This window comes from Flavobacterium sp. DSR3-2 (assembly GCF_049896525.1).
Classification (GTDB): Bacteria; Bacteroidota; Bacteroidia; order Flavobacteriales; family Flavobacteriaceae; genus Flavobacterium.
Map to the genome: position 1 here is coordinate 1 of NZ_JAFCUM010000008.1, position 18,729 is coordinate 18,729.

Annotated in this window: 18 protein-coding genes; 9 read left to right on the forward strand and 9 right to left on the reverse strand. The window is 33.6% G+C overall.

The genetic code is table 11. From position 1 onward, the window contains the following. Positions 1 to 150: 150 nt before the first annotated feature. Both ACP7AV_RS10620 and ACP7AV_RS10625 read right to left on the reverse strand, forming a co-directional pair. Positions 151 to 288 carry a hypothetical protein gene (locus ACP7AV_RS10620; RefSeq protein ID WP_426091927.1) on the reverse strand — a complete coding sequence of 46 codons (138 nt, stop codon included), beginning with the start codon at positions 286 to 288 and terminating at the stop codon, positions 151 to 153. Between the two features lie 280 nt (positions 289 to 568). After that, positions 569 to 1,246 (reverse strand): DUF4294 domain-containing protein, encoded by a 678-nt coding sequence (locus ACP7AV_RS10625; protein ID WP_426091928.1) that lies wholly within the window; start codon positions 1,244 to 1,246, stop codon positions 569 to 571. A gap of 82 nt (positions 1,247 to 1,328) precedes the next feature. Here ACP7AV_RS10625 and ACP7AV_RS10630 point away from each other — a divergent pair, with 82 nt between their 5' ends. Both ACP7AV_RS10630 and ACP7AV_RS10635 read left to right on the forward strand, forming a co-directional pair. Continuing rightward, a complete protein-coding gene (locus ACP7AV_RS10630; protein ID WP_426065206.1) occupies positions 1,329 to 2,417 on the forward strand; it encodes a M42 family metallopeptidase in 1,089 nt (362 codons plus the stop codon). A 174-nt stretch (positions 2,418 to 2,591) separates the two neighbouring features. After that, positions 2,592 to 3,047 (forward strand): DUF1801 domain-containing protein, encoded by a 456-nt coding sequence (locus ACP7AV_RS10635; protein ID WP_426065205.1) that lies wholly within the window; start codon positions 2,592 to 2,594, stop codon positions 3,045 to 3,047. A gap of 51 nt (positions 3,048 to 3,098) precedes the next feature. Here the strand turns inward: ACP7AV_RS10635 and ACP7AV_RS10640 are convergent, their stop codons facing one another. The 3 genes from ACP7AV_RS10640 to ACP7AV_RS10650 form a co-directional block, all read right to left on the reverse strand. Then, the gene (locus ACP7AV_RS10640) at positions 3,099 to 4,052 is read right to left on the reverse strand and encodes a phosphoribosylaminoimidazolesuccinocarboxamide synthase (protein ID WP_426091929.1); all 954 of its coding nucleotides are present in this window, start codon (positions 4,050 to 4,052) and stop codon (positions 3,099 to 3,101) included. A gap of 110 nt (positions 4,053 to 4,162) precedes the next feature. Continuing rightward, entirely contained in the window at positions 4,163 to 6,511 is a 2,349-nt protein-coding gene (locus ACP7AV_RS10645) for a prolyl oligopeptidase family serine peptidase (protein WP_426091930.1), read from the reverse strand. A 52-nt stretch (positions 6,512 to 6,563) separates the two neighbouring features. Next, a complete protein-coding gene (locus tag ACP7AV_RS10650) occupies positions 6,564 to 7,376 on the reverse strand; it encodes a Cof-type HAD-IIB family hydrolase (protein WP_426091931.1) in 813 nt (270 codons plus the stop codon). Positions 7,377 to 7,573: 197 nt separating this feature from the next. Here ACP7AV_RS10650 and hmpA point away from each other — a divergent pair, with 197 nt between their 5' ends. Then, the gene (gene hmpA / locus ACP7AV_RS10655) at positions 7,574 to 8,776 is read left to right on the forward strand and encodes an NO-inducible flavohemoprotein (protein WP_426091932.1); all 1,203 of its coding nucleotides are present in this window, start codon (positions 7,574 to 7,576) and stop codon (positions 8,774 to 8,776) included. 11 nt (positions 8,777 to 8,787) lie between these two features. After that, positions 8,788 to 9,213, forward strand: coding sequence for an RrF2 family transcriptional regulator (locus ACP7AV_RS10660; RefSeq protein WP_426091933.1), 426 nt, complete (start codon positions 8,788 to 8,790; stop codon positions 9,211 to 9,213). 46 nt (positions 9,214 to 9,259) lie between these two features. Here ACP7AV_RS10660 and ACP7AV_RS10665 read toward each other — a convergent pair whose 3' ends face one another. After that, positions 9,260 to 10,210, reverse strand: a complete 951-nt coding sequence (locus ACP7AV_RS10665) for a PhoH family protein (protein ID WP_426065197.1) — start codon at positions 10,208 to 10,210, stop codon at positions 9,260 to 9,262. 22 nt (positions 10,211 to 10,232) lie between these two features. Then, entirely contained in the window at positions 10,233 to 10,757 is a 525-nt protein-coding gene (locus ACP7AV_RS10670; protein ID WP_426065196.1) for a hypothetical protein, read from the reverse strand. Positions 10,758 to 10,879: 122 nt separating this feature from the next. On the opposite strand from ACP7AV_RS10670, the gene ACP7AV_RS10675 reads away from it, so the two are divergent. The 5 genes from ACP7AV_RS10675 (at position 10,880) to dnaN (ending at position 15,746) form a co-directional block, all read left to right on the forward strand. Then, positions 10,880 to 11,707 carry an SAM hydrolase/SAM-dependent halogenase family protein gene (locus tag ACP7AV_RS10675; RefSeq protein WP_426091934.1) on the forward strand — a complete coding sequence of 276 codons (828 nt, stop codon included), beginning with the start codon at positions 10,880 to 10,882 and terminating at the stop codon, positions 11,705 to 11,707. 58 nt (positions 11,708 to 11,765) lie between these two features. Further along, a complete protein-coding gene (locus ACP7AV_RS10680) occupies positions 11,766 to 12,062 on the forward strand; it encodes a putative quinol monooxygenase (RefSeq protein ID WP_426091935.1) in 297 nt (98 codons plus the stop codon). A gap of 51 nt (positions 12,063 to 12,113) precedes the next feature. Next, positions 12,114 to 12,839 carry a gliding motility-associated ABC transporter permease subunit GldF gene (gldF, locus tag ACP7AV_RS10685; protein WP_426091936.1) on the forward strand — a complete coding sequence of 242 codons (726 nt, stop codon included), beginning with the start codon at positions 12,114 to 12,116 and terminating at the stop codon, positions 12,837 to 12,839. Continuing rightward, on the forward strand, positions 12,839 to 14,524 hold the full coding sequence (gldG, locus tag ACP7AV_RS10690) for a gliding motility-associated ABC transporter substrate-binding protein GldG (RefSeq protein WP_426091937.1): 1,686 nt from the start codon (positions 12,839 to 12,841) through the stop codon (positions 14,522 to 14,524). The genes gldF and gldG overlap by 1 nt, the downstream gene beginning before the upstream one ends. A gap of 103 nt (positions 14,525 to 14,627) precedes the next feature. After that, a complete protein-coding gene (gene dnaN / locus ACP7AV_RS10695; RefSeq protein ID WP_426091938.1) occupies positions 14,628 to 15,746 on the forward strand; it encodes a DNA polymerase III subunit beta in 1,119 nt (372 codons plus the stop codon). A gap of 225 nt (positions 15,747 to 15,971) precedes the next feature. On the opposite strand, the gene ACP7AV_RS10700 is transcribed toward dnaN, so the two are convergent. Continuing rightward, positions 15,972 to 17,744, reverse strand: a complete 1,773-nt coding sequence (locus tag ACP7AV_RS10700; protein ID WP_426091939.1) for a MutS-related protein — start codon at positions 17,742 to 17,744, stop codon at positions 15,972 to 15,974. 116 nt (positions 17,745 to 17,860) lie between these two features. Further along, positions 17,861 to 18,694 carry a universal stress protein gene (locus ACP7AV_RS10705; protein ID WP_426091940.1) on the reverse strand — a complete coding sequence of 278 codons (834 nt, stop codon included), beginning with the start codon at positions 18,692 to 18,694 and terminating at the stop codon, positions 17,861 to 17,863. Positions 18,695 to 18,729 lie beyond the last annotated feature (35 nt).

Genomic DNA, 18,729 nt, shown 5'->3' on the forward strand with positions numbered 1-18,729 from the left:
ATTGGGTTATTCAAGCTTTTTAAACACTTTTTTTTGACCTTTTCTTAACTTTATCTTTAACTAACTGATATCATGTTTTTTGAAAGAACAAGTTTTTTAAACAAATCTACAATCAAATACACCTTAAACTCGTTTTCTTGTCAAAATCCCCTATTCCACTAATGAAAGATTACCTTCATTAGCATTTCTTGGTTCAGCAAATCTTGATGAATTCAAACTGTATTGAATTATTTGTAGCTCATCAGTACCCTTTGCTTCATCAGATGTTACTTCAGTGCTATTATTCAAGCACAAAATTAAACTAACAAAGGGTTTTGTCCCATACATTATATTGTACTATTACTTTTTTAGTCCTATATATAAGGTAACACAATATATCGTAAAAACAACAAAAAGCTATAGATAACCCAGGTTCGCGTTAGGGATAACAGCGGAAAGCCCACAGTCCCGCCTTTTTTTAGCGGGACGAGGACTTGAAGCGAATAGCCCGACCGTTTATATAAAAAGAGGCAATTACCCGGTAAGATAATTGCCTCTCTTTATATAAGGTGGAACGCACAAATGAATATTACTTTTTAAGATTTTCAGCTTTAGACTCCCAAGCATCATTAAGATTGTCATAATCAACTGGTTTTGCCGGATTTTGATTTTGCAATCTTCCAGAATCAAATGCTCGAGCTAATATAGTTTCTATCAGATAGTCTTCGTTAACATCGAAAGGCGCGTACTTTGTTTTTAAATTTATGTCAAACATACTTGCAGCCGTATTCGACCAAAATGCTTTCCAGCCACTTTTGAGGTTTTTAACCAACTCATAAGTTGTGGTGCCAGTTTGACGATGAATCAATTTAACTAATATTTGACCTTGTTTGCGGGAAAGCTTTTTGAGCTTGGCTTCGAACTCATCACTCAAATAACTTTCTACTATTTTAAAGTATCTTTTTTTCTCCTTATTTGTTTTGAGATTTGCCATTCCTTTATTAAGAATGGTCAATCGCTCCGAAGCTAGTTTTGCATAAGGATAAGTTTTATATACCCGACTTTGAAGTAATAAAAATTGCTTTCTTGCTTCGGGATCCGTTTTTCCCTTGTATATTAATATTTCTGGTAATTGAATGGTGTCATTAAGAATCGATTCGTCATCTTCTAACTCATACCCCATTTTTATAGTATCTTGAGGGATTACCTGTGCGTTAACAGACATCGTGGTAAATAAAAGAAATAACAGAAATTTAATTAGCTTCATGTAGGAAAATTTAATTGCCAAAATTATACATTATATACACAACTGTAATGCCAAATTTATAATTTAGCAAAAAAATAATTTTATGAGCACAAAATCAATATTAAACAAGTCATCACTTGAGTTTTTAGAAAATTATCTTAATAATGCCTCGCCTACAGGATATGAAAGTGGTGGACAGAAATTATGGATGGATTATTTGAAACCTTATGTTGATACTTTTATAACGGATACTTACGGTACAGCGGTAGGGATTATAAATCCAGATGCACCTTATAAGGTTGTAATTGAAGGTCATGCTGACGAAATTTCATGGTACGTAAATTACATTACGGATGACGGATTGATCTATGTGATTAGAAATGGTGGTTCAGATCATCAAATTGCCCCTTCAAAACGTGTCAATATTCATACTAAAGCAGGAATTGTAAAAGGTGTTTTTGGGTGGCCCGCCATTCATACACGAATGAGAGACAAAGAAGAAGTAGCAAAAGTTGACAATCTATTCATTGATATTGGTTGTGAAACCAAAGAACAGGTTGATAAAATGGGTGTTCATGTTGGTTGTGTAATTACATATCCTGATGAATTCATGATTTTGAACGAAAATAAATTTGTTTGCCGCGCGATTGATAATCGTATGGGTGGATTTATGATTGCTGAAGTAGCTCGTTTGTTGCACGAAAACAAAATAAAACTTCCTTTTGGATTGTATATTACCAATTCGGTGCAGGAGGAAGTGGGACTTCGTGGTGCTGAAATGATTACTAAAACCATCAAACCCAATGTAGCAATTGTCACTGATGTATGCCATGACTCCACTACTCCAATGATCGACAAGAAAATTGAAGGGGAAACCAAAATTGGTAAAGGCCCAGTGGTTACGTATGCGCCCGCGGTTCAAAATAATTTGAGAGAATTAATTTTAGAAACTGCTATGGCTAAAGAAATTCCATTCCAGCGATTGGCTTCTTCACGCGTTACCGGTACCGATACCGATGCTTTTGCATACAGTAATGGTGGCGTTGCCTCGGCTTTGATATCGTTGCCGTTACGTTACATGCATACCACGGTTGAAATGGTGCATCGTGACGATGTTGAAAATGTGATTAAATTAATTTATGAAACCTTATTGAAGTTGGAAAACGAAGAAACATTCTCTTATTTTAAATAGTTTTAGGAGCTAATCCCGCTATCCGTTTTAATCTTTCTAGTCCTGACCTTGTTTCAGGATCCTGAAACAAGTTCAGGACTAGAAAGGATTTCCACTTTTATCGGGGCTAAAAACCGCAATTCAAATTATGAATTGCGGTTTTTTTGTTAACTTTACTCATACAATGTATTAAAAATGCAATCAACCTCCACATCAATCGACGTCTATTTAGAAGAAATCTCCGCAGAGAAAAAGGATTCTTTTGCTAAACTTCGAGAAAATATTTTAGAAAATATTCCAAACGGTTTTGTTGAACAAATGTCATACGGCATGATTGGTTATGTAGTGCCACATTCTATTTATCCTAGTGGCTATCATTGTGACCCAAAACTACCGTTACCTTTTATTAATATTGCATCACAGAAAAATTTCATCGCGATTTATCACATGGGGATTTATGCCAATCCGGAATTACTGAAGTGGTTAATAAAGGAATACCCAAAACATAGCGCCCAAAAATTAGACATGGGAAAAAGTTGCATCCGATTTAAGAAGATGGACCAAATTCCGTTTGAATTAATTGCAGAACTCGTCCAAAAAATGTCGGTTCAAGAATGGATTACTTGTTATGAATCAGTAGTAAAAAAATAAAAAAACCGCAATTCAAAATTGCGGTTTTGTATTCTACCTTTTGTAAATTAATTATCTATTGGCTAGATATTCTAAAACATTTTTCTCGATTCTTTCATCTATGTTACTGATGTCAGCTTTTACAAATTTCTCCCCTAATATATTTTCAAATAATTCGATGTATCTTTCAGAAACAGTTTCAATGTATTCGTCAGTCATATCAGGAATTTGTTGTCCTTCTAATCCTTGAAAACCGTTTTCGATTAACCAACGACGAACAAACTCTTTTGATAATTGTTTTTGCTCCTCACCTTTGTTTTGACGTTCCTGATATCCTTCGGCGTAAAAATAACGAGAAGAATCAGGCGTGTGAATTTCGTCAATCAAGACAATTACTCCTTCTTTAGTTTTACCAAATTCATATTTTGTGTCCACTAAAATCAAACCACGACTGGCTGCAATTTCAGTTCCTCTTTCGAATAAATCTCTTGTAAATTTTTCTAAAACCACATAGTCTGCTTCAGAAACAATTCCTCTTGATAAAATATCCTCACGAGAAATATCCGCATCATGTTCTCCGTTATCCGCTTTGGTAGTCGGCGTAATGATAGGTTCTGGGAATTTATCATTTTCTTTCAAGTAATCGGGCATTGTTATGCCACAAATTTCTCTTTCACCAGTAGCATATTCTCTCGCAGCATGACCCGAAAGATAGCCGCGGATTACCATTTCCACTTTGAAAGGCACACATAAATGGCCCACAGCAACATTAGCATCAGGAGTTGCAATTAACCAGTTTGGAACAATATCCTCCGTCAATTCCATGAATTTAGTAGCAATTTGGTTTAGGATTTGACCTTTATATGGAATTCCTTTTGGCAAAACGACATCAAAAGCTGAAAGCCTGTCCGTTGCTACCATAACCAAAAGTTCATCATTGATATTATACACTTCTCTTACTTTACCGCGGTAAACAGATTTTTGGTTTGGAAAATTAAAATCAGTAGTTGTGATGGTGTTGCTCATTATACTAGTTGTGTGTATGTGTTTATTTTTGTTCTTGCAAATTTATAACTATTTCACAGAGTTACGCAAAGAAAAGAACGGAACTCTTTCATTTATTTTTATGTCTAAAACTATTTTTTAAGCAATGTATTGTTGAATAAATTTAAGATTCGGCTGTATTCATCAACCCAGGAATAGGTTTCTTTAAAACCATGAGCTTCAACGGGAAAACTAGATAAGCTCCATTTTTTCTTCCCTAATTCTATAAAACGCTGAGACAACCGAACAATATCTTTATATTCAACATTGTCATCTACCATTCCGTGAAGCATCAATAAATCTCCTTCTAAATTATTAGCGAAATAGATTGGTGAACTTTTCTTGTAAGCATCTGGATCCGTTTCTGGGAAATTAAGAATGTTTCCGGTGTAGCCATGATTGTAATGCGCCCAATCAGTTACGGAACGCAATGCAGCACCCGAAGCAAACTCTTTTGGAGTAGTTAACATTCCCATCAACGTGATGAAACCGCCGTAAGAACCGCCATAAATACCAACTCTTGATGGGTCGACTCCGTAATTATCTACTAAATATTTCTTTCCGTCTATTTGATCTGTTAAATCTTTTCCACCCATAAAACGATAAATTCCTGTTCTAAAATCACGCCCATATCCATCGCTGCCTCGATAATCAATATCTAAAACAGTATAGCCTAAATCAACCAATAAATTATGAAACATGTATTCTCTATGGTAGGTACTCCAATAGTTATGCGCGTTTTGCAAATAACCGGCACCATGAACAAACAAGACAGCGGCTTTATTCGCATTGGCAGTTTGCGGCTTATACAATCTGGCATTTACGGGAGTTCCATCCTGCGCTTTGAAAGTAATTACTTCCGGTTCACGCCAAGAATATCCTTTGAAATTTTCCGATGTGGAAGACGTTATCTGATTTAAGTTGGTATTCTTTTTATTTGGCGCTATATACAATTCCCAAGGTTTATTTTTATACGAATAACGAACCAATAAAGTTTTTTCGTCTGGAGACAAACTTACTTCATGAGCACCATTTTTGGTTAAAATTGGTTGTAAAACCGGATTTCTAACTTCTAATTTATAGAAATTTCTGTTTCCTGGATGCGTAGTCGTAGTGGTCAAATAAAAAGAGTTTTTATCTTTTGCCATAATCACGTTGCGCACTTCCCAATTTCCTTTGGTTAACTGTGTTTTCTTTTTTGACTTCAGGTTATAGGAATATAAATGAGAATAACCGGTTTCTTCCGATTGAAAATAAATGGTTTCATTGTCTCCCAAAAACCCCAGTGTTCCCCTTCCATATGAATTAGACGGAATTCCGGGTCCGCCAATCCAAGCTTCATCATGTTGATGGTCTAATTCCTGAAAAGTTCCTTGCTCTAAATTCAAACTTATAATCCATCGGTCTTTGTTGTCCTGACTTCTTATTTCGGAAATAGCGTAAGAGCCATTTTCATTGTAAATAGGTTCCTGAACTACAATTAGTTTATTCTTTTTTTCTGTCGTTTTTGATTTTTCATACAACTCAAAATATTTAGGAACATCCTGAATGTGGCTTAATGTTGAAAAATTTACGAAATAAGTAGAATCTTTGGCGACGTTATACACTCCGAATTTGGTTGCCAACAAATTATCTACAGAAACTTTCTCCTTAGTATCTTCAATTTGATTGTAGCCATCAGCAGTTATGAAAAGTTCCATTTTCTCACTTTTACGTTCTAAATCTTCTATTAATCTGAAGGTGGCGAAGTTTCCTTTTGGATCCACTTTTAAGCTTCCAACGGTATTTTTTCCATAATAATAAGGCTTTGGAAAATCAGATTTTGTGGTTTTTGCTTTCGCCAAATTCCATTTTTTCAGTGCTTCCTGATCTTTAATAAATTGGAATAATTCCTCTTGTTGGCTTTTCAAAAAAGACTCTTTTTCCGTAGCTTTCTCATCCGATTTTCCTTTACGAAAGTTCGTGATTTGAATAATGGAACTTTCATTGGTATTGAACTGAAAAAGGTTTTCATTTTGTCTGAAATAAAGCACTCCTGGCAAAGAACCCATTTGCAAATTAGCAATCGGACTGCTTTGTTGGTATAATTTTTTCGATCTTTTATTTTTTAAGGAATAAGAAAATAATCTTCCTTTATCGATGTAATAATATAAATCTGGATTAGTTGTTTTTTTAAAATCTAATTTTGAAAAAGCAGCTTCATTTGGAGAAGCTAATTCTGGTTTTAATAACCCATTTTTCCAAAAATAAGTACTTGTGCCCAATTCATTGTTTGGATTCCAATCAAAATAAACTTGCTGTCCATCTAAAGACCATCTTTCATTTTCTGGTTGCGCACCTATGAAAGCGTTGCCTTTCATGATTTCTTCCAGTTTTAGCGTTTGACTTTGAATTGTAATGGAAAACAAAATACAGATAAAGAAGATTATTTTTTTATTCATTTTGGTTTTAGTTTTATTGGTAAATTGGAATTTATGGTTAGTTAAAAAAAGATTAATTATTCAGTAATTCCTGCGCTATATATTTAGCGACTCCTTCATTATCATTGGTCAAAATTACATCTAAATGAGAAAGTTTATCTTTTAAACTATCAGGTGCATTACCCATTACTAAGCCTTTACCGGAAGAATTAAGCATGTTTTCATCATTGTAACCGTCACCAAAAGATAGTGCTTGCCGAAAAACAAAATTTTCTAGTTCCAAAATTTTGGCAATCGCAACACTTTTATCTACGGATTTGTCCATAAATTCCAAACAAAGCGGAAGACTAAAAGCATGGCTAAAAACTCCAGTATGATTTTCTAAAATTTGATCTCTTAACTCGATTAATTTCGAATGTCTTTCGTGCGTGAAAAATACTTTTATAGCACTCAAATCTTCTACGTTTTCAAAATCGACGAGTTCTGGATGATAATTTACTTCTGGTTGAAACTCATTTAATTTTTCATTGTGCTTGTTCGTTTGCCACACATTTTCTCTGAATAATACAGTTGTAATTTCAGGATCAATATCTAAAGACAAGACGGATTTAACAGCCTCACTTTCCATATTAAAAGAGAAAAGCAGTTCTTTCTCAGGGGAATGTATCCGAGCTCCATTTGAGGTAACCAGATAAAGAGGCACATTCAATCCTGCTACAATCGGCATTGCATCTAAGTGATGACGACCAGTTGCAATTATTATTAGGTAATTTTGATTGTGGAGTTCTTGAAATACGGTTTTGGTGTATTGGGATATTTTGTGATCTGAATTAAGTAAAGTTCCGTCTAAATCGCTTATTACGACTTTTATTTTTTCTTGTAGCATCTTTCGTTTTTCACTGTCATTTTTAATATTTCCAAATTTATTCAATTTTAGAGAGAAACGCAAAAATTTATAAAAAGTTTAGGTTAACCTTTCATGACGATATTTTAAAAAATACATTTAAAACATATTGTTGCATTTGAAATACAACAATGTGAAAATGATTGCTATCTTTGTAAAAATTAAAGTAAAATAAAGTCATGAATGCAAGTCAAAAAGAATTAATAAAAGCAACTGTGCCAATTTTAAGAACAAATGGAAATGATTTGATAACCTATTTTTATCAAAGAATGCTATCCAACAATCCAGAGCTGAAAAACATTTTTAACATGGCAAATCAAGCTAGTGGTAAACAACAAAATGCTTTGAGTGGAGCTGTTCTTGCTTATGCTGAAAACATAGAAGATCCTACGGTTTTGATCAATACATTAAAATCAATTGGAAATAAACATGTAAGTTTAAATATTCAACCAGAGCAATATGATATTGTTGGAAACCATTTAATTGGATCTATAAAAGAAGTATTAGGTGATCTCGCAACAGTAGAATTGCTTGCAGCCTGGACTTGTGCTTACAATGAATTGGCTCAAATAATGATTAGTATCGAAGCTGAAATGTATCAAAAAACAATTAATAAAAAAGGAGGCTGGAAAGGCTGGAGAACCTTCATAATCTCCAAAATTGTAAAAGAAAGCGACGAAATTAATTCATTTTACCTTAGGCCGGAAGACAACAAAGAAATTGCTGATTTCTATCCGGGTCAATATATATCTGTGAGTGCTTTTATTCCTGAATTAGGTTATAAACAACCTAGACAATATAGCCTGTCATCTTCTTCCAATAGTGAATATTATAGAATTTCGGTAAAAAAAGAAATCAGTCAAAACACAACTCCTGATGGAATTGTTTCCAATGCACTACATAACAAAAAGGAAGGTGATATGATTGAAGTTAGCGCACCAGCGGGGGTGTTTTTTGCAGATCCAGAGGCAAAAAATCCTTTGGTATTGGTTAGTGGCGGTGTTGGACTTACTCCTATGATGAGTATGGTAGAAACCAATAAAAATTCACTTCAAAAAAATCGAACAGTTTGGATTCACAGTTGTCGCAATGAAAATGTTCATGCTTTTAAAGATACTATCGAAGAATTAAACAACGAAAATGAGTGGTTAACTTCTTTCGTTTTTTATGAAACTTTACCCGAATCAGAAACAAATGCTATCGAAGGAAGAATCGATTTGCATCAAATTAAAGAAGAAATCCTTATTGAAGATGCAAAATATTATATTTGTGGACCGGCTATTTTTATAAAAGTTCAATATCAATCTTTGGTCGCACTTGGTGTAAATAGAGAAAATATACTTTACGAAGAATTTGGTCCCCAATTATTAAGTCTTAATTAGTAAATTTTAATATGAAATTGAATCACTTTACCGATTTTAGTATGCGCGTTTTGATGTATTTAAATCAAAAAAATGATACTCCCCAAAGTTCTTTAAATGATTTAGCAAATACTTTTAAAATTTCGCGTAATCATCTTATTAAAGTGGTTCAATTCTTATCGGCAAACCAATTAATTCTAACCAAAAGAGGAAAGAATGGCGGAATAATGATTTCGGAGAGAGCAAAAGAAATTCGCTTAGGCGATTTGATTCATCTACTAGAACAAGACGATACACCAATCGTCAATTGTGATTCGAAACCTTGTATTTTTCAATCACACAATTGCAAACTAAAATCGTTGTTCAATTCCGCTTATCACGCTTTTATTGAAAGTTTAAATCAGTACACACTTTCTGATATAGAATTCAAAACTTGGAGCACTATATTTCAAGATTAATAAAAAAATTACAAAAGGAGGCTTTGTGAAAAAGCCTCTTTTTGTTTTAATCATTATTCTCAATCATTTTATAGGCGTCAATTACTTTTTTAACTAATCGGTGTCGTACTATATCTTTATCATCCAGATATATAATTCCAATTCCCTCAACGTCTTTCAAAACCAATAAGGCTTCTTTGAGTCCGGAAATGGTTCTTCGTGGTAAATCGACTTGGCCTGGGTCACCAGTAATCATGAATTTAGCACTTTTTCCCATACGGGTAAGAAACATTTTCATTTGGGAATGTGTAGTATTTTGGGCTTCGTCCAAAATTACAAAAGCATGATCAAGTGTTCTTCCGCGCATGAATGCCAGTGGTGCTATTTGAATAATTCCCTTTAAAATATAATCTTCCAGTTTTTCATTAGGCAACATATCGCGCAAAGCATCATAAAGAGGTTGCATATATGGATCCAGTTTTTCCTTCATGTCCCCTGGAAGAAAACCAAGGTTCTCCCCTGCTTCTACCGCTGGACGTGTGAGTATAATACGTTTGACTTGCTTTTCTTTCAGCGCTTTAACGGCCATGGCAACTCCGGTATACGTTTTTCCGGTTCCGGCAGGTCCAACGGCAAAGACCATATCATTTTTTTCCATGGTATCCACCAGCAATTGTTGATTGGGAGTCATTGGTTTAATAATTTTCCCTCCAACGCCGTGTACTAAAATTTTATCCTGTCCTTGAAATTTTCTGTCTTCCTGAACATCACCAAGAATGACGCGTTCAATTACATTATTATCAATGTTATTGTATCTTGAAAAGTGCACCATTAATCGTTGAAAACGTTTTTCGAACTCGTCTAAAACTTCTTTTTCTCCAAAAGCTTTTAAAGTTGTTCCCCGAGCGACAATCTTTAATTTTGGGTAGTATTTTTTAATTGTTTCAAGATGAGTGTCTTGAGCGCCCCAAAAGTCTTTTGGAGCGATGTCTATGAGCTCGATTATTCTTTCGTTCAAATGAAGTTGTTTTTAGATTATTTTAATTTAAAGTCAATCGCAATCCAATTCCGTTTGAATTGGTAATTAAATCCAGTTTTTGATTATCGAATTGGTTGTATGCATTGGTGTTTTGATTGTTATATTCAGTAACCACATTTTTAATCTTTTTCGAAAAACCAATCTTGACAGGAATGGCTATTATGACTGCTGCAACACCTAAATAAGTCAATACATTTGGATAGGTTTTCTCCGTTTGCAGATCATAATACCCACCGCCAACAGGAACTGCGGTCATTCCAGATGCAGTAACTCCATAAATTAAATCAGCAGTCAAAAATCCCAAACCACCAATTAATAATATATTTCCAACTGTTTTCTTTGTTCTTCCGGCATTATAATCTGTCAATAATTTTTCGTTGTTTGCCAGTAATTCCCGGACTTGATTGGGGGAAATTTTTTGGTTTTCGGAATTTAAAGTAGTGCCGTTGGACTTGTAAACTAGTTTTTGTGAATACGATTGTAAGCTACAAAAGAAAAGAAGAAGAAAAAATAGAGGTTTGATCATATTTCCTGTTTAAATTCAAATTAAAAAATTCTATTTAAATAAAGCTTAAAATACTTTAGCTTTGCGTTTCTCAAATTTAATGAAAATTAGGTTTACATAACATCAATAGTTTAAACAAATTTATGTCAATAATTACCCTCACTTCCGATTATGGCTTGAAAGACCACTTTGTAGGTGCTCTGAAAGGGAAAATTTTGTCTGAGTATTTCGAAGCAAAAATTATTGATATCTCACACGAAATAGATCCATTCAACACGTTAGAAGCCAGTTACATTATTGGAGCATCGTATGCGAGCTTTCCAAAAGGAACGGTTCATCTTATAGGAGTAGATATGGAATCCAATAAAGAGAATCAGCATATTGTGATGCAATGGAACGATCATTATTTTATTGCCGCCGATAATGGGATTTTAAGCATGCTGTCGCAAAAAATTGTTCCGCAAAAAATGGTGGTTATCAATATACACGATCGTTTACCGAGTAAAGCAACGGATCTGGATGTTTTTGTAAAAGTAGCCTGTCATTTAGCCAAAGGGGGATTGATGAATGTCATTGGTAAAGAAATCAATACGATTAAGCACGTTACAAATCTGCAAGCCACAATTTCAGAAGATGGGAATTCACTGAAAGGAAATGTAATTTACATAGATCATTTTGGGAATGTAATTACCAATATCTCTAAAAAATATTTTATTGCAGTTGCCAAAGGAAGGCCGTATGAAATTGTTTTGAAAACTAAAAATATTAAAACAATTTTGCCTAACTATTCAGCGATTGCAAGTTCTGAAAAATATCCGATCAAATCATATGAAGGAGAAAAATTAGCCATTTTCAATGAAGCTGGTTTTCTTGAAATTGCTATTTTTAGGAGCAATCCTTCTAAAGTTGGTTCTGCTAATAGCTTGCTGGGATTGAATTATAGAGATATAATAAATATAGTATTCAGATAGCATTGTTCAGTAATGAGTTTAAAAATCTAAAATCTTTAATCTAAAATCATAAATCTAAATGTTTGTACGAATAGTAAAATTGAGTTTTCACGAGGAACATATTCCTGCATTTTTAGAAAACTTTGAGTTAATGAAAGATAAAATACGAAATGCACCCGGAAATCGTTTCTTAGAATTGTATCAGGATAAAAACAACAAAAGCATTTTCTTTACCTACAGCTACTGGAAAACCGAAGCTGATTTAGAAAATTACAGGAATTCCGAACTTTTTTACGATGTTTGGACATTCACCAAGAAATTATTCAACGATAAACCGGAAGCTTGGAGCGTAGATAAATTAGTAAGTTTAGAATAATCAGTATTCAGTTTCAAATCAACGAATTAACAAATCAACGAATTAACATAAATGAAATCAATAGTATTACGAGAGATAAAATCCTTTTTCGGTTCGCCAATCGGCTACTTAGTTATTGCCATTTTTCTAATTATTAATGGATTGTTTCTTTGGGTTTTCGAAGGAGATTATAACATTCTGAATACCGGTTTTGCTGATTTGACTCCGTTTTTTACCTTGGCACCATGGATATTAATATTCCTGATTCCCGCGGTGACGATGCGCAGTTTTTCGGATGAAAAAAAACAAGGAACGTTAGAATTATTGCTGACCAAACCATTGAGTCTTTGGCAAATTGTTAATGGAAAATTTCTTGGTGCTTTGCTTTTAATTGTAATGGCAATTATCCCAACATTTATTTATGTAGCCGTTATTTCTAATTTAGGAATGCCGGAAGGCAATATCGATATGGGAAGTACGATTGGTTCTTATTTTGGATTATTATTTCTGATTGCCGCTTATTCAGCCATTGGAATATTCACATCAACATTATCTGATAATCAAATTGTGGCTTTTATTATCGCAGTATTTTTATGCTTCTTTTTCTATTTTGGATTTGATGGTTTAGCTTCTGTTGTTCCAAATTGGTCTTCCATAATTGCTTCATTAGGAATGCAAGATCATTTTAAAAGCATGAGTCGAGGCGTATTAGATACCAGAGATATTCTTTATTTTACAAGCATTACGGTTGTCTTTCTTTCCTTTACCGTTTTTAATCTAAAATCTTTCAAATTGTAATGACAGCTATAAAGAAAAATAACCTTAAATCAGTATTGCTTATCCTTTCAATTATATTAATTGCGAATGTAATAGGACGTTTCTTTTTTCATCGTTTTGATTTAACAAAAGACAATAGATACACTCTTTCCTCTGCTTCTTTGAATATCATAAAGCAAGTCCAAAATCCGTTGTCTATTAAAGTATATCTACAAGGTGATTTACCGGCTGAATTTATGCGGTTACAGCAAGAAACGAAACAAATGCTGGAAGAATTTCAAGCGTATAATAGCAATATTATTTTTGAATTTGTAGATCCATTGGAGAACAAAGACACCAGCATGGACAATATTAAAGAGTTGTATCGAAAAGGGCTTACGCCAATAAACATAACCGTTGACGATAAAGGGAAGCAGTCCCAAGCGATGGTTTTTCCTTGGGCAATTGCCGTTTATAACAATAAGGAAGTTAACATTCCATTGTTGAAAAACATTATGGGCGCGACAACAACCCAGAAAGTTATTGGATCTGTTCAGCACCTTGAATACTCAATCGCCGAAGGCTTGAATAAGATTACGAAAGCCAAACAGAAGAAAATTGCAGTCATCAAAGGAAATGGTGAATTGCAAGATATCTTGATGGCTAAATTTCTGTTACAAGTACGCGAAAGCTACCATATCGGCCCTTTTACTTTAGATTCGGTTGCCAAAAATCCTGTTGGAAGTTTAGAAGCTTTAGAAAAATATGACTTGGCTATTATTGCAAAACCCACTGAAAATTTTACAGATGCGGAGAAACAAGTTTTAGATCAATTTATCATCAATGGCGGAAAAACATTATGGTTGATTGACCAAGTTTCCGCAGAAATGGACAGTTTATACGATTCATCCGGAGCAACTTTGGCCTATCCAAAAGATTTGAATTTGAATGATATGTTCTTTAAATACGGAATCCGAATTAATCCTGATTTAGTAAAAGACGAACAAGGAAGTCCCATAAAACTGGCCACCGGAGAACAAGGAAGTGCCACTCAATTTCAGGAATTCAACTGGAAGTTTGCGCCACAAGTGTATCCAAACAGTTTGCATCCAATTGTGAAAAATTTAGGCGGAATCAAATTTGATTTTGCCAATCCTATCGATACTTTAAAAAACGGAATAAAGAAAACTATTCTGTTGGAATCGTCACAATATTCGAAAAAAATAGGAACACCATCAGAGATTAATCTTAACATCGTTGCCGAAGAAACGGCACCAAACGATTACCTGAACAAAGGAAAAATTCCACTTTCGGTTTTATTGGAAGGTTCGTTTCGCTCGATGTTTGAGAATCGAGTGTTGCCATTTGAACAAAAAACATTTCAAGCTACAGGACAAAAGAACAAGATGATTGTGATATCAGATGGGGATTTGATAAAAAATCAATTGGATAAAAACTTTCAACCGGTAGAATTGGGTTACGATCAAAGGTCTGGAAATTTATACGATAATAAAGATTTCCTAATAAACTGTGTCAATTACCTATTGGATGATACCGGACTTATTAACATTCGAAGTAAAGATCTTGATTTACCTTTATTGGATAAAGAAAAAGTTTATGAAAATTACACCCGAACACAAATCCTAACTATCGGGCTTCCAATTCTTATTTTAGTGCTTTTTGGTGTCGTATTTACTTTCCTTAGAAAAAGAAAATACAGCAAATAGATGTTAATAAAAAAGTTTCGAAACTAAAATTGTTTACGATATATTTGTAAAAAGTATCGTATTTCGAATTTAAAGAAATACCTTAAAAAATAAAAAAAAACAGATGAAATTTATAGTATCAAGTTCGTACTTATTGAAGCAATTACAAGTTTTAGGTAATGTAATCAACAGTAATAATACTTTGCCTATTTTAGATAACTTTTTATTTGATTTAGACCATAATGTGCTGACGGTTTCTGCTTCTGATTTAGAGACAACAATGTCTGCTACTTTAGGAATTGATTCAGAAAGTAAAGGAAGCGTTGCTGTTCCTGCGAAATTACTTTTGGAAATCCTTAAAACGTTCCCTGAACAACCGCTAACTTTTACAGTTGAAGAAAACAGTACGATAGAAATCAGTTCTAATTCTGGAAAATATGCTTTGGCTTATGCTCCTGGAGACGAATTTCCAAAATCAGTAAATTTAGACGATCCATCTGTAACGCTTGTTCCTTCTGATGTTTTGGCAACAGCCATTAGCAAAACTATTTTTGCAGCAGGAAACGATGATTTGCGTCCTGTAATGTCAGGTGTATTCTTCCAGTTTTCGCCACAAGGATTGACTTTTGTTGCCACTGATGCGCACAAATTAGTAAAATATGCGCGTACAGATGTAACGGCTTCTCAAGTGGCTGATTTCATTATGCCAAAAAAACCTTTAAACATCTTAAAAAATATTCTTGGCACTTCAGATGCTGAAGTAAAAATTGAATACAACGATTCGAATGCTACTTTTTCTTTTGACAATTATGTTTTAATGTGTCGTTTAATTGATGGAAAATATCCAAATTACGAAGCAGTAATTCCAAAAGAAAATCCAAATAAATTAATGATTGACCGTTCTCAATTTTTGAGTTCTGTACGCCGTGTTGCCATCTTTTCGAACAAAACTACACACCAGATTCGTTTGAAAATCGCTGGTGCTGAATTGAATGTTTCTGCTGAAGATATTGATTACTCCAATAAAGCTGAGGAAAGATTGACTTGTGATTATCAAGGTGATGATATGCAAATAGGGTATAATTCTCGTTTCTTAACTGAAATGTTGACTAACTTGCAATCGGATATGATTATGCTTGAAATGTCATTGCCAAACAGAGCTGGAATTCTAACTCCTGTAGACGGATTAGAAGAAGGTGAAACGGTAACGATGCTTGTAATGCCAGTAATGTTGAACAGTTAATTCAATTTAAAAATACGCTATTAACCAAACCATTTTTATATTTAAAAAACCGTCTCGATAAATCGGGACGGTTTTTTGCTTTTATTCATTTCTCTTTGTGTCATTCCGAAGGAGGAGAAATCTCATATTGTTTTCCCCAACTCAATGATTAACTATGATTTCTCATGTTAGTGGGTTTGCTTCGTTCCTAATAAAGACAAATTGAAAACTGAACTAATTATTACTTTAAATCACGCCCATTTTTTTCATCAGAAATGTAGCGCTTCTATTTTTACAAATTCCGTCCCGAAGTTTATAATCAAAATGGAGTTCATCATTAATAATCTCCACTTCAAAACATTTGTTGGTTAATATATTTGGATAATCATCAGTAGTCAAACAAACTTCAATATCATGTGTAGCAATTGCTCCTACTGCTCGCTTACCAATAACTTTTTTCACCACTTCAATTGTTCCATTGCGTTTATCATCTGAATTGGTTCCGCGTAGTATTTCGTCTAATAATACAAATGCGGGTCTGTTTTCGAGTTCGTCCATAATTTGCTTTAAACGTTTAATCTCCGCAAAGAAATACGATTCGCTATCAGACAACGAATCAGACAATCGCATGGAAACTAAAACGGGCAACGGATGTACATTAGCTTGGCTGGCACAAATCGGCGAACCCATTCCTGATAATACCATATTGATTCCCAAACTTCTTAGAAACGTACTTTTTCCGGACATATTAGAACCCGTTAAAATCATAAACGACTGGGGATGAAAACGCACATCATTTCCTATTCTGGTTTTTTTATTCAATAAAGGATGACCTAAATCCTTAAAATCAATTTCGAAATTGGTGTTTAATGTTGGATAAACAAACTCCGGATTATTATACGATAAATTAGCCAAGCTATTCAACATTTCGAATTCACCAACAACTTTCATCCAATCTTCTAAGGCATCCGCATGATCGTTTTTCCATTGAATTAATGATTTTAAAACATGTACATTAAACAGAAATGTTCCATTAAAAACAATAGCGGTTACAAAATTACCAATACTGTCCATATTAGAAAACAAACCCGCTAACTGTTTAAAATGAACGCTGGCATTTTCTTTTTTGAATGTCAGTTTTTGTTGCAAATCGATTAATTTTTCCGATTTAAAAGATTCATTTTCAATTTTTTGCAGCAACAAACTATATTGATGTATGGTTTTGTCAATGTTTGCGGAATTGGCGATTTCAGCTTGGATACGCTTCATAAACCGTCCTAAAATAATTAAATTAATAACAAATAAATACGACAATATAGAAGCGAAAGTGATATTGGAAGTCACTAAATAAGCAATCAAAACTCCAAGAAAAAGAACCGGCGTAAAATAAGAAATAAAAACACTCAGTTTAGTTAAAGGCGCACTATTGAATGTACTCCACTTTAGCAAAGTCTCATAATTCGATTGACTGTCATTGCTTATTTTGGCGAAAGCCAAAAATTCCTGACGCCAATCTAATTTTTCGGATAATTCTTTAACAGCTTTATGATTTCTGATAATCTCATCATTTGGCAAAATTGATAAAAGCTGGTTTGCGAATGTTTTTTTTCCAATAAATGTAGCGGTCCTATTTAAGTTTTGGAACAAAGAATGCTCGCCAAAAATATCTAAATCATAGGCATACGGATGGTGAAAATCATTGAATTCCTGTCCGTTTTCGAAAGGGATTTTATTTCTTTCCAAATAAGAAATTTCATTTTCATTTATATCAAGTAAGGCTTGACTGACATGTTTTTCGAAAACTAATTTAGAATGAATGCGCATCAATACAACGAATAGTCCAAAAAGAAAAATGGCGGCAATTATGAAAATAATTTCACTGTTTTTGATGTAGAAATAAATAGAAACCAAAAAAAGTACAATAGAAAGAAGTCTTAAAATACTTATACTATTGTACTTTTTATTGATTGCAGTCAATGCTGTTGAAAAGCGTATCTTTTTTGTTTTGTATATTTCCATAATTCAATTAATGAATTGCAAATATAACGAAATAGATTACTTTGAAGTCTAAATTAAAAGGCAATGGCGATGCTATACTAAATAGAATTCAAGATTTCAATTGAATTTAAACTGTATCAATCAATATGAATCGCTAAAATTGGAATTTCAAAATTAGTGACAATTTTTTTGGTTAAACTAGGTTTGAAAATGCCCTCAAAAAACCCTCTTTTATAAGTGAGCATTGTCAAAAAATCTATTTCTTTGTACATGATAAAATCTAAAATCGTCTCTTTGACTTCATCACTATTAATTACAAAAAACTCAACGGGTTCATTAATAAATTCATCTTCCCATGCAGCAACTGTCTCTTTTGGAACATCCGAATCACTGGTTTTTACATACAAACATTTGACTTTCGCTTTTGTTTTTTTTGCAATATCCAACACCATTTTTAAAGCTTTTTTGTCTTTCATTCTAAAACGGGTCGTGAATCCTATAATTTCAATTTTCTTAAATTTTGCTTCCGCGGGCACGCACAACATCGGAACGTCAATTCCAGAAATTACAGAGCCGGTATTGGTACCCACAAAAAAAGCATCCCAAGCTGTCGCTCCGGAAGTACCCATGATTACAAAATCAATTTTATCTTCTTTTATAGATTTTTTAATATTATGAAGTAAATCTCCATCCATTAATCTATGAGACATCTTTATTTTGTCAAGATGTCGCTCTTGAGCTATGGCTCGCAATTTTGGGAGTTCGTCCTTAAACATATCAAATTGAGCTAACTCTAATGAATTATAAATGACGGCGTAGTTTTCCGGGAAAAACTGATTGTCATATACTGGCAATTGAAATGTATGCAACAAAATGAGTTCGCCTTGGACAATATTTGCAAATTCTAATGCATGAACAAAGGCATTTGTGGCCACTGTAGAAAAATCGGTCGGAAATAAAATTTTTTTCATTTTTTTTACGTATTAAAATAATTTGTTTACCAAAA